This window comes from Candidatus Neomarinimicrobiota bacterium (assembly GCA_021734025.1).
Taxonomy (GTDB): Bacteria; Fidelibacterota; JAANXI01; order JAANXI01; family JAANXI01; genus JAANXI01.
In genome coordinates this window covers 231,324-243,992 of the sequence record JAIPJS010000002.1, presented here as the reverse complement: position 1 = coordinate 243,992, position 12,669 = coordinate 231,324, and the positions used below count along the sequence as shown (strand labels likewise).

The following is a 12,669-nucleotide window of genomic DNA, read 5'->3' as shown; positions in this document are numbered from 1 at the left end:
ATATTCTTTCCATCACACGGCCTGACTTCTTCAGGCTGAACCCGATTACTACACTTTGTTGTATCTGTTGTCCGGCATAATGCCGGCATAATATCTCTTTACGCACCATCGGTGCGACTCATCCACAATTTACATCTGCGAACCAATTGACCGCTGAACATCGGTCAATACTGACGAACACAAAACAACAACGAAGGAGTTATAGATATGAGTGAATATGCACATCCGGAAGTACTGGTCAGCACCGAATGGGCTGACAAGCACAAGGATGACGAGAACGTGCGGCTGGTCGAGGTGGACGTGGATACGTCCGCGTACGATGAGGGCCACATCGAGGGCGCGGTTGGTCTCAACTGGGAGACCCAGCTGAACGACCAGGTGCGCCGCGATATCCTGACCAAGGAGCAGTTTGAGGAGCTGGCGCAGGATATTGGTATTACTAATGATACCACGGTGGTCTTCTATGGAGACAACAACAACTGGTTTGCCGCGTACGCCTTGTGGCAGTTCCGCTATTACGGGCATGACGAAGACAAACTGAAGATCATCAACGGTGGCCGTAAGAAGTGGATCCAAGAGGATCGTGAGCTGACGACCGAAGAACCGTCCTATCCCAACACAGACTACGAGGCGAGCTTTCCGGATGATAATGTCCGCGCCTACAAAGATCTGATCCTGGACAACCTGGAAAATGAGAGGTTCAACCTTGTGGATGTCCGGTCGCCGGCAGAGTTTACCGGCGAAGTGATTGCTCCGGCGGGCATGTCCGAAACCGCACAGCGTGGTGGACACATCCCCGGCGCCGTGGATATCCCGTGGGCCTCGGCTGTGAACGATGACGGTACCTTCAAGTCCTATGAGGAACTGAAGGAGATCTACGAGGGAGCCGGCGTTGAAGACGGCAAGGAGACAGTCGCTTACTGCAGAATCGGTGAGCGTTCCTCCCACACCTGGTTCGTGCTGAAGTATCTCCTGGGATACGAAAAGGTACGCAACTACGACGGTTCCTGGACTGAGTGGGGCAACCTGGTCGGCGCACCCATTGAACAGGGCGACGGACAGGCGGCATAACAAAGAAAACCATCTCACCTCATATCCCTCTCCTCAAACGAGGAGAGGGAAAGAGGGTGAGGTCAAAAGTGCAATTTGGTTCAGGAGATAAAAATTGAACACATACATTTCAGCCCATGTGATCGCTTGTCTAACCCGACAGGGTCTTCAATCTATTGTGAAGGGATTCAAGAATAATTCCAATGATGACGTTCGCCATGTGCGAACAGTGTGTGACACTATCTCTGGAAAGATGGTTTGTGAGTGGGAAGCGCGCGACAAAGAAGTTCTAGTTGAGTGGCTGAAGGAGCGGAACATCCGTCTCCGTGGCCAGGAAGAATGGATTATGCAGGGACGGCTGGATACGGAGGATGGGGAGCTTGGGTGAGAATTTATAAACACTACTCACCCCCTCAGTCTCACTCTCTTCAAAGAGATGGGGAAGCAAGATGCGAATCTTTCGTATTATAGTTCCCCTTGCTCTTCCGAAGAGGAAGGGGACAGTGGATGGAGTTGTGTCTTTAAAGAGAACACCTGATACGCGATGCAACCTTGCTTACATAATAAACCAAACCACTTCGGTATTTTTACCAATGATGGGTGGAATAAATAAAGCCCAGAGATTAAATTACAAATTTTGAAAGAGGAAAAAGATGACCGAGAAGGTCATGAAAATGATGAACACTGATACAATTGAACCACCGACGCAGAAGAAAAGGCGTCTCGGAGTCGAACTGGAAAAGACGATTGGAAATACACCGTTATTGTATCTGGAGAGCATTAGCGAGATGCTTCCGGAAAATGTTCACGCCCATGCCAAAGCTGAATGGTTTAATCCCGGAGGTTCAGTGAAAGATCGAGCCGCATTCGGTATTATTAAATCCGCCGAGGAGGCTGGTGCATTGGATAACGGAAAAACGCTCCTAGATGCCTCGTCGGGGAATACGGCACTGGCATATGCTATGATCGGCGCCAGCCGGGGACACGACGTCCAGCTTTGCGTACCGGAAAACGCCAGCCGGGAATATATCCGGATGTACAAGGCGTTTGGGGCGAAAGTCACTCTGACCCCCGCAGCAGAAAGTTCGGACGGCGCCATCAAAAAGGCCAGGGAACTCCACAGGGAATTTCCGGATCGCTATTTTTATGCAGATCAATACAGCAATCCCGCAAACTGGATGGCACATTATAAGACCACTGCCCCGGAGATCTGGGAGCAGACGGACGGACAGATCACCCACTTTGTTGCAGGACTCGGCACAACAGGAACGTTTACCGGTACCAGCCGATGGCTGCGGGAATACAATCCGGATATTTCGCTGGTGAGCGTCCAGCCCAACGGCCCGTTGCACGGACTGGAGGGACTCAAGCACATGCCGTCCGCCATCGTGCCGGGCATTTACGACGATTATCTGGCCGATGAAAATCTGGAAATCGAGACGGAGGTTGCCCAATCCCTGGTGAAACAGCTGGCCAGACAGGAAGGGCTGCTGGTCGGAATGTCTTCCGGCGCTGCCGTCGCCGGCGTACTTGAAGTTGGCAGCCGTCTGGACAGCGGCGTTATCGTAACAGTCTTTCCGGACAACGGCCGGCGGTATATTAACGAACAGTTCTGGAGCGAAGAATGACGGTCAAATTATCAAAGGAAATCACACAGGAAATTTACGATCACGGAGAAAAGGATTACCCGTACGAGTGCTGCGGATTCCTCATTGGCAAACAGGATGGCGATGATAGAATTATCACCGAAATCCGGCGCCAGCCGAATCAACGAGAGGATTCTCAGGAGACGCGGTTCTTGATACAGCCAGAAGAGTTCCGGGATGCCGAACGGTACGCTAAGGAGACCGGCCAGGAGATGCTGGGGATCTATCACTCGCACCCGGAGTCGCCGGCGCGACCGTCCGAGTATGACCGAAACCACGCCTGGCCGTGGTATTCGTATCTGATTTTATCAGTAAGAGACGGCGAAGCCGCCGAAATGTACGGCTGGCAGCTCCGCGACGATCGATCTCAATTTGATGAAATTCCACTGGAGTTGGAATCAACAGAATAAGCGTAAAGGAGAAACCACGCTATGAGCAAGATAGTCATCGATATTCCGACTGCCCTCCGGCAATATGCCGACGGGAACGACACCGCCGAAGTGCAGGGCGAGACGGTCGGCGATGCGCTGGACGATCTGACGGATCAGTTCGGCGAGTTGAAGAACCATTTGTACGGCGATGACGATACGCTCCGTAACTTCGTCAATGTCTACCTGAACGACGAAAATATCCGTCACCTGGACGGCACCGACACCCCGGCGGAGGACGATGATGTGATCAGCATTATCCCCGCCGTGGCCGGAGGCGCCCCGACAGGTGACAACGGACAGTTATCGCAGGAAGAACTCGAACGCTACAGCCGGCATTTGATTATGCCGGAGGTAGCGATGCGGGGGCAGAAGGCGCTTCGTGAGGCCAGAGTACTGGTGGTCGGCGCCGGCGGACTCGGATCGCCGCTAGTGTCGTATCTTGCGGCAGCCGGTGTCGGAACCCTCGGTGTCATCGATTTCGACGTGGTGGACTTTACCAACCTCCAGCGACAGGTTATCTATTCTACGGATGACGTGGGCCGCAAAAAACTGGACGCGGCGACAGAGCGCATCAATCAGATTAACCCCCAAGTGAAAGTCATTCCGCACGAAACACGCCTGACCTCAGAGAATGCCCTCGATATTATTGACGATTACGATATTGTGGTCGACGGAACCGACAATTTTCCCACGAGATATCTGGTGAACGACGCTTGCGTTCTCCTTGGCAAGCCGAATGTATACGGCAGCATTTTCCGGTTCGAGGGACAGGCAACGGTCTTTGCCACGGAAGACGGCCCATGCTACCGCTGCCTCTATCCGGAGCCGCCACCGCCGGGACTGGTACCCAGCTGCGCCGAAGGCGGCGTGCTTGGCGTCCTGCCGGGAATCGTTGGCACCATTCAGGCAACGGAAACCATTAAACTGCTCATCGACCGCGGTGAGTCTCTGGCCGGACGTCTTCTGCTATTCGACGCGCTGAAGATGAAATTCCGCGAGCTGGAAGTCCGCAAAGATCCGGATTGCCCGGTCTGCGGTGAGAATCCCACGGTAACCGAACTCATCGACTACGAGCAGTTCTGCGGCATCCGGGGCGAGGAAGAGGAGGCCAAGGATCTGGGCGACAAGTACGAGATTTCGCCACAGGGACTGAAGGAGAAGTTAGATAACAACGAAGATGTCTTTATCCTGGACGTCCGGAATCCGGAAGAGTACGAAATTTCACGGATTGAAGGCAGTAAACTGATCCCGCTGGACGAATTGCCTGAGCGGATCGCTGAGCTGAACACGGCTGACGATATCGTGGTGCACTGCCGGACGGGCGTCCGCAGCGCCAAGGCCGTGGAGTTCATGCAGACATCAGGATTTGATAAGGTGAAAAATCTGGTGGGCGGTATCAACGCCTGGGCAGAAGAGGTGGACGAGAGCCTGCCGCAGTATTAGTCCGGGAGGTTATCGAACGCCGACTGTACCGAATCCAACACCGGCTGAAAATCTTTCTCTGATCCCACGGCTATGCGAATAAGATAGCGAGGCAGGTTTACTTCTTTGAGATATTCTTCTGGTTCCTCGTAGTGAGTCAATAGCGTATACAGACAGATGAGTGTGTGATCCGAGCCGAGCGTCGGCGCTTTGTCTATATGCGCAAAGTCCTGATCGTAGAAGGCGCGCAATCCCTCCAATGAATCCTTCTGCAGAGTAAAACTCACCACGCTGCTGGAGTCAGAAAGTATCCGTCTCGCCGCATCGTAGGTTCGGTGCGACTCTAACCCGTTATAAAACACTTCTTTCACCTGCAACTGACTCTGTAATAATTCCACCAACCGCCACGCATTTGCATTAAACCGCTCCATCCGTTCCGGAAAGTCACGGATATTTTGTTGAAGTACTTCAACTTCCAGCGGAGACAGAGAGTTATCCCAGCGATGTTGATACGCGTTCAGCGCTTGGGTGTACTTGCCTTCTCTCACGATAACCGCTCCACCGGCGTGATTGTTCTTCCCGTTCAGGAATTTGGTTGTGCTGTGGATAACGAAATCCGCACCGAAATCAAATGGTTTACAGTTATACGGGGTTGCGATGGTGTTATCTACCACCACCGGAATATCGTGTTTCCTGGCAACCGACTGAATCAGTTCCAAATCCGGTACGTCGTTCAGCGGGTTGGTGATGGATTCTGTGATGATACAGGCCGTTGATGGCGTAACGTGTCTCTCCAGCGTTTCGATTTCATCTACCCCCAGAAAGGTGTTTTCGGGCCCTGCATTCACAATTGGGGCATTTTTCAGCGTGGTGAAAGTATCCCGGTACAGATGACCGATGGAGATCACGTGCTGCTTCTCCGGCGTCCGAAGGATATCCAACACGGTCTGGATGGCGTTCATTCCGGAAGGGAAAAGAAAAGTGTCGGTTCCATCTTCCAATTCTGCAATTCTGTTTTTCACAGATTCTACGACATTGACTGACTCAGTAACAGACTCTCCATCCAGCAAGGCCCTGGCATTCCGGCTGGAGAGATAATAGCCCCGTCGCTTCGTCCGTTGACCAAGTTCCATGAGCTGGCGTTCGGCATTCCCGAATATTGCCGCGCCGCGTATGGGACTGTCCGGCTTGTTCAACGGTGTAAGCCAGAGCTTCGCCTTTTTCACATCAATGGGATCGTTTGAAGGCTTGGCAGCCAATACGGCGATATTATCTCTGCGGGAAGGTACATAGTCGCTTTGCTCCAGCACTGTATCGTAATTGCCAAATTGCTCTACCGCAATGATGGCCCAGCGCGTACGATCGAAGGCATCCTGGCCAGTGAATTCATCGATGGAGAAGATGGATACTTCTATGGAATTAAACGTCTCTGAGCCGGTAATGTCTTCTATGGCAGGAAGTGCAGAAATATTCTGTTCATAATAGATGTGGACTGATTCCGTTCGCGGAGCTCTGTCCAGATACCGGAGGAGTTCGGCGAGTCCCGTCTGCAGCGAGTTATACAGGACGACATACCGAGCACCGAAATGTTCCCGCAGACTGGACTGTGCAGTCTTGAGGTACGGGTGCGGAATGAAGCGGTAGTAGCCGTACTGGAAGTTTGCCGTTCCCTCCTTAAAGTCGATGATATCCTGGATGGTGGGAAACGTGCCGGAGATGGCGAATTCTCCGTCCACCGCCTTCACCGACCGGATTCCACTGTTGTCCTGATTGATATGTTCTATTGAGTCAAGAATGGTTTGCCCGTATGTTTAGCGTGAACGAAAGAGGGAGTTTATTAAACGAAACCGAACCGGGCAAGGGGAATTGGAGGGGTGAGTTACCGCTCAGTCCTTTCTTAATCTTAATCCTAATCTTACTCCTAATCGATTTTGTTCAAAGGAGAAAGGAACAGATTGAATATCCAATGTCCAATTTCCCATATTGAATTCCCAAGTATCAAGCACCATTTACTTTTCCACCGATTGAAGAATGCAGATTGAAAAATGAAGTAGTGAATAAACCGGAGATCGGAGGCTGAAGACCAGCGACCGGGGACTCATGACGCAAGACAACTATAACACTCAGCCACGGCGGAAACACAGTCACACTCTAACACGTTTTTAACTTGCTCCGAAGGGATCCACCTGTGGGACGGTGACGTAGTCCTCCTGTGGCGGAGCGTCAAGGCAAATTTGATTGAAAAATATTGCGTACCGCGTATTCCGTAATTTTTGCGTCTGGGTTTCCCTTTACGCAATACGTAATACGAAATACTTGAACACTCGAACACCTGAATAATCGAACACTCGAACACTCTGATAAATAGAAGCGATTAAGATTAGGAGTATGATTAAGATTATGAAACAGCAGAAACGGATACTACCATGATCAAACCCTGGAAAACGCTGTCATCGGAGACGATCTTCGACACAAATATCTTGACGCTGAAAAAAGTTAAACGACAGTCAGCTATTACCGGAAACAAAGGTGAGTTTTACACCATGGATACGCCGGACTGGGTGAACGTCATTGCCGTTACTCCGGACGACGAGGTCGTGTTGATCCGCCAATACCGTCATGGTATCGACGACATTACTCTTGAGATTCCCGGGGGACTTGTGGACGAGGGCGAATTGCCCGGCAAGGCAGCAGCCAGAGAATTGCAGGAAGAGACCGGATTCACCGGCGACGATCCCATATCGCTGGGATACGTGGACGCCAATCCCGCCATTCAGACGAACCGATGCTATACATTCCTCATTCAGAACGCGAGGTTAACCGATGCGAAGGATTTACAAGAGCACGAGGAGATAGAGATGGAAACGCGACCGCTCAGCGGTATTCCTGAAATAATTCGAAATCAGGTGATAACGCATTCGCTGGTGGTGGCTGGATTGTATCGGTACTTTCTGTGGAAAAATGATTAAAAGCGGAATCTGTTAGTGTTGGGGGTTCGGTGTCTTAGGTCAGGCAGATAGTGACTGGACTTCAAACGGCAATTTATTGAGAGATAATTCCTTCAGTTCCAGTTTACGGCTGGCGTTATCGATATCGATGCCTACCAAATTACCATCCTCATCGTAATCCAAGACGCCGCCGGTGGAGACTTCCTGGCTTTCGACACTCATCTTGGAGGACAAATCGATATATAACGAATCCGTTTCGGGATAATAATTCAGTTGCATTCGTGAAACCTCCTGTCTGGAAATGCATTATGAATGGTTCGTTTGTCTTTCAATGTAATCACACGCAAATAGCGACCGTGGAGTTCCGGTATTTGCACCTAGGACATTGATTATTTCAACAAGTCAATTTGAAATTACAATCACGAAAATCTTTATGGCGAACTTCCGTTATCGATTCATTAGAGTTTTGGTTATCTTTATCAAATGAATTCGAATAACGTTAACAATCCTAAAGATGAGCAACCGTTGGTGGAGTGCGTCCCCAACTTCAGCGAGGGACGCGACTGGACAGTTATCGATGCTATCGTCGAAGCGATTGACGGTGTTTCCGGTGTCGACGTTCTCCACGTTGACATCGGCAAGGACACCAACCGGACAGTCGTGACCTTCATTGGGGAGCCAGCTCCCCTGAAAGAAGCCGCGTTTCGCGGAATCAAAAAGGCGAGCAAACTCATCGATATGCGGAAGCAATCCGGCGCGCATCCCCGGATGGGGGCTACGGATGTCTGTCCGTTCGTCCCGGTGAAAAATATTACCATGGAAGAGTGTAGTGTTTTAGCAGAAGAGGTGGCTCACCAAGTGGGAGATGAACTTGGTATTTCTGTCTTCCTATATGCCGAATCTGCTACCGTGCCGAACCGGAAAAATCTGGCGGATATTCGTCGCGGTGAGTACGAAGGCATGGCGGAAAAATTGAAGAATCCCGAATGGCGGCCGGATTTCGGACCGACGGAGTTAAATCCGAAAGCGGGCGTGACCGCCATAGGCGCAAGGGAATTTCTCATTGCGTATAATATCAATCTGGATACCAAAAATGTGGACTATGCCAAAGATATCGCGCTGGAATTGCGTGAAAAGGGTCGGTCTGTCCGAGAGAGGGATACGGAACCGTTTTATTATCGCGGGAAGGTGAAGCATCATCAGGAAGGGCTGTATTTCTGCGGTTCCTGTGAGTTCTCGGCAGAATCGGTTAAGCAAGTTGCTTCGCATACCGAACGTGAGCACGGATACGATTTGTACGAGCTGCTACAAATGCATGGACAGGATCCCGAAAATCTGGCGGGAAAGCCGGTGAAGCGACCGGGATTGTTTAAATATCTGAAAGCCATCGGATGGTTTGTGGATGAATACGATTGCGCGCAGGTTTCGATGAATTTGACGAATTTCAGGGAAACCGGACTTCGTGAAGTATACGAAAAGACCAAAGAACTAGCTTCGGAGCGAGGACTAAAAGTCACCGGGAGCGAAATCGTGGGGATGGCGCCGTATCAGGCGCTATATGAAGCAGGTCTGTGGTACCGGGAGCAATCGGATCTGCCGAAAAACGCACATTACACGGAAATCCTGGAGGCGGCCATCCAATCGCTGGGATTGCGGGATAAGACGACATTCGAGATCGGGAAGAATGTATTAGGTTTACCAGGCGGACAGAATCGCACGCAGATGAACGCAGATACAACGGATAAATACTGATTAAAATTTACCGCTGAGGCGCAAAGGACGCGGAGAAAGACAAAAATAATAATAATGTAAACACAATATTAACCTGAACACTTGAACACTAAATTACTTATCGGATAAATACGATATTGGGCGATACTCGCTTCAATAGGATAATTGAAATAACCGGAGAATTATAGAATAACTGATGTCAAGCATTCAGGTACTATCAGACAGCATAGCCAATAAAATTGCCGCCGGCGAGGTGGTGCAGCGGCCGGCTTCGGCGCTGAAGGAACTGGTGGAGAATTCCATCGATTCCGGTGCAGAGAATATTACGGTACACGTGGAGGAAGGCGGGAAGAAGTTGATACAGGTCATCGACGACGGGCAGGGGATGGACCGAGACGATCTGGTGCTGGCGTTCGAGCGGCACGCCACCTCGAAGATTCGGGAGGAATCGGACCTGGAGGCCATTAATACGCTGGGATTTCGGGGTGAGGCATTGGCGAGCATCGCGGCGGTGGCCCGGGTGGAGGCCAAAAGCCAGACGCCCGACGCGGAGGTGGGGCATGAGATTAAAATCCACGGCGGGGAGATCCAGGATGTGACGCCGACAGCCATGAATCGCGGCACCCAGATCGCGGTGAAGGATCTCTTCTTCAACACGCCGGCGCGCCGGAAATTTCTCAAGGGGAAGCGGACAGAGTTCCGTCACATCAGCGAGACTATGAAACGGTTCGCGTTGGGCTATCCGGACATCCGGTTCGAACTTTACCACAACGATCGGGAGAACCTAAGTCTCCCGCCGGCGAGCCTGAAGGAGCGTATCGGCAGCATCTTTGGCAAGGGATACCCAAAAAATATCATTGAGATTGACGAGGAGTACAGGGGCATTGGCATCTTTGGTTACATCGGCAACCTGGATATGGTGCGGAAGTCCCGTGGCGAACAGTACCTGTTCCTGAATCACAGATACATCTCCGACAGCCTGATGAGTTCGGCGATTTACAAGGGATACCGGCACCTGATTCAGCGTGGCGAGTACCCGTTTTTTGTCCTGAATCTCCAACTCGATCCCAAGGAATTTGACGTAAACGTGCATCCCGCCAAGATGGAAGTGAAGTTCAAGGACCAGTGGCAGCTATTTAACTATCTCCGGAATGTTGTGGAACGGAGCTTTCAGGATGTGCTGCATATGGCGGGACAGTTTCAAAGAGGTGTCGATGACGACGAAGATGACGGGAAAGATACCGCACCGCAGCAGGACTGGACAGACACCATACGCCCGCTGGAGGATCCGAAATACAGCCCGCAATCCCCGGCACCAGAGCGGCCACAATCACCGCAGTATAAGGCACCGGAGCCATCTCAGATGCAGCGCCCGGAATCTTCCGAAGGAGCGCGAACCGGTCTTGTTGAGCGGGTGAATCGGTTCGCCCGGCGAGAACAGCCCCGGGAGGAGGACATCGCTGAGCAAGTCTGGCAAGTACATAAGCTGTACATCATGTCCCAGATCAAATCCGGATTGGTGATCCTGGATCAGCACGCAGCTCACGAACGGATCCTGTTCGAGGAGGCGATGGAGTCGTTCGAGAAGCAAAACATCTCCAGCCAGCAACTGCTGTTTCCGCAGGTGATAGAATTCTCGGCTGATGACTTTGACCTGATGCTGGAGCTGCTGCCGCACCTGGAGAAGATCGGCTTTGAGATGAAGGAGTTCGGGAAGAATACCGTTGTCCTCAACGCTACCCCAAGCGATATGCGCGGTGGCGACGAAGCCAAACTCATCCGCGAAATCATCGACGAATATAAGGAGCGACGGGACAAGGATAATCCGACCCATTACAAACTGGCGGCGTCGTATTCCTGCAAGGCAGCCATCAAGGCCGGCGACGTATTGACGGAGGAAGAGATGCGTACTCTCATCCATCGGCTTTTTCAGTGCGAACATCCGTATCACTGTCCCCATGGCCGGCCGGTGATCGTGAACCTCTCGCTGAAGGAGCTGCATAAGCGGTTTGAACGGCCGACGTGACGGCGGGGGAGGGAGGTATAAGGGTATAAGGGTATAAAGGTATTGGGAAAAAGTATTGCGTACTGCGTATTGCGTAAAAAAAGGGAGCCCCGAAACTCAAGACACTGGACTAAGGACTCAAGACTCATGACGCTTGTAACTGAAACACAATAACACATTAACACAATAACACAAAAAAACTTTTTTACATGAACACCCGAACACTTGAATACTCTAATACTGCATGAGTAATCTCAACTTCGTCCCCATCCTGGTAGGCCCGACAGCGGTTGGGAAGACATCGATCAGTATCCCGTTAGCGCAAAAATTTGACGGCGAGATCATCTCTGCTGATTCGCGGCAGGTGTATAGGCATCTGGATATCGGCACGGCGAAGCCAGGTAAGGAGGAACTGGAGGCAGTTCCGCATCATCTGGTGGACGTAATTGATTTGGATGAGACGTACACCGCAGGACAGTTCGCCGAAGATGCGGAGCTTTTGATTGACGGGATTTTCGAGCGAAATCACACACCGTTTGTCGTCGGCGGTGCCGGCTTTTACATCAAGGCACTGATTGAGGGGATTTTTGATACGCCGTCCAGAGATGACGAAATCCGTGAGCGTTTGCAGGAGGAAGCAGAAAAAAATGATGAAGCTCTGTATGAACGGCTCAAAAAGATAGATCCTGATTACGCAGAGACAATCCACCCCAACAATAACAAACGAATCATTAGAGCGCTGGAAATCTATGAAGTCACCGGCAGGCGGCCGTCAGCGCATTTTAACGAAGATCATGGAGGTCTTGGGCATCCGTACAGGTTTATTGGGCTTAAGAGGCCGCGTAAGCAGTTATACGAGAGAATTAACCGTCGGGTGGAGATGATGATTGAGGATGGGTTAGTGGAAGAAGTCATGGAGATCCTGGAAAAGGGCTACACCGGTGAGGAGAATGCGCTTCAGACTGTCGGATACCAGGAAATCATCGAATATCTCCGGGATGAAATATCCATGGAGGAGGCAGTTTCGGAAATCCAGAAGAACTCCCGCCGGTATGCCAAGCGGCAGATGACCTGGTTCCGGAATCAGCACGAGGTGACATGGTTTGATTTAGATGAATACGATCCACAGGATGAGGCGGTTGGGGCGATTACCGACTATTTACTGAAAAAAGATTGGCACGCAGATGACGCAGATTAGGCGGATAACCCCAGATTAAGAATTGATAATTATTTTGGAATAATGGCAACTGGAAACTCGATACTTGAAACTGGATCGTCAAAGGGATTTGGGCGGATAGTGAGGACTGACGACTCCCGGCTTAAGACGGTTTTAACTATAACACCATAACACAGTAACACGCTCTTGACTTGAACACCTGAACACGCGAACACTTTAATACTGTTGTTCAAAAATATCGGTGGAATCCGGCAAAATA

The 12,669-nt window shown here is 51.0% G+C and carries 11 protein-coding genes; 9 read left to right on the top strand and 2 right to left on the bottom strand.

Translation table 11 applies throughout. From position 1 onward, the window contains the following. The first annotated feature begins 207 nt into the window (after positions 1 to 207). From K9N57_03290 to moeB, 5 genes are all read left to right on the top strand, one after another. Entirely contained in the window at positions 208 to 1,071 is an 864-nt protein-coding gene (locus tag K9N57_03290) for a sulfurtransferase (protein ID MCF7803193.1), read from the top strand. 94 nt (positions 1,072 to 1,165) lie between these two features. Then, positions 1,166 to 1,438, top strand: coding sequence for a hypothetical protein (locus K9N57_03285; GenBank protein ID MCF7803192.1), 273 nt, complete (start codon positions 1,166 to 1,168; stop codon positions 1,436 to 1,438). Positions 1,439 to 1,727: 289 nt separating this feature from the next. After that, a complete protein-coding gene (locus tag K9N57_03280; GenBank protein MCF7803191.1) occupies positions 1,728 to 2,678 on the top strand; it encodes a cysteine synthase family protein in 951 nt (316 codons plus the stop codon). Beyond that, positions 2,675 to 3,106, top strand: coding sequence for a M67 family metallopeptidase (locus K9N57_03275; protein ID MCF7803190.1), 432 nt, complete (start codon positions 2,675 to 2,677; stop codon positions 3,104 to 3,106). Before K9N57_03280 ends, K9N57_03275 begins: the two co-directional genes overlap by 4 nt. A 21-nt stretch (positions 3,107 to 3,127) precedes the next feature. Beyond that, positions 3,128 to 4,570, top strand: coding sequence for a molybdopterin-synthase adenylyltransferase MoeB (moeB, locus tag K9N57_03270; GenBank protein ID MCF7803189.1), 1,443 nt, complete (start codon positions 3,128 to 3,130; stop codon positions 4,568 to 4,570). On the opposite strand, the gene K9N57_03265 is transcribed toward moeB, so the two are convergent. After that, positions 4,567 to 6,294, bottom strand: coding sequence for a PLP-dependent transferase (locus K9N57_03265; GenBank protein MCF7803188.1), 1,728 nt, complete (start codon positions 6,292 to 6,294; stop codon positions 4,567 to 4,569). The two genes, moeB and K9N57_03265, sit on opposite strands and share 4 nt — an antisense overlap. A gap of 681 nt (positions 6,295 to 6,975) precedes the next feature. Between K9N57_03265 and K9N57_03260 the strand changes: the two genes are divergently transcribed. Continuing rightward, positions 6,976 to 7,518 (top strand): NUDIX hydrolase, encoded by a 543-nt coding sequence (locus K9N57_03260; protein MCF7803187.1) that lies wholly within the window; start codon positions 6,976 to 6,978, stop codon positions 7,516 to 7,518. 39 nt (positions 7,519 to 7,557) lie between these two features. Here the strand turns inward: K9N57_03260 and K9N57_03255 are convergent, their stop codons facing one another. Then, positions 7,558 to 7,776, bottom strand: a complete 219-nt coding sequence (locus K9N57_03255; protein ID MCF7803186.1) for a DUF2283 domain-containing protein — start codon at positions 7,774 to 7,776, stop codon at positions 7,558 to 7,560. Between the two features lie 204 nt (positions 7,777 to 7,980). On the opposite strand from K9N57_03255, the gene ftcD reads away from it, so the two are divergent. The 3 genes from ftcD to miaA all read left to right on the top strand — a co-directional run bounded on the left by ftcD (position 7,981) and on the right by miaA (position 12,431). Next, a complete protein-coding gene (gene ftcD, locus K9N57_03250; GenBank protein MCF7803185.1) occupies positions 7,981 to 9,249 on the top strand; it encodes a glutamate formimidoyltransferase in 1,269 nt (422 codons plus the stop codon). A gap of 175 nt (positions 9,250 to 9,424) precedes the next feature. Next, entirely contained in the window at positions 9,425 to 11,254 is a 1,830-nt protein-coding gene (gene mutL / locus K9N57_03245) for a DNA mismatch repair endonuclease MutL (protein MCF7803184.1), read from the top strand. Between the two features lie 223 nt (positions 11,255 to 11,477). After that, on the top strand, positions 11,478 to 12,431 hold the full coding sequence (miaA, locus tag K9N57_03240) for a tRNA (adenosine(37)-N6)-dimethylallyltransferase MiaA (GenBank protein MCF7803183.1): 954 nt from the start codon (positions 11,478 to 11,480) through the stop codon (positions 12,429 to 12,431). The last annotated feature ends 238 nt before the right edge of the window (positions 12,432 to 12,669 follow it).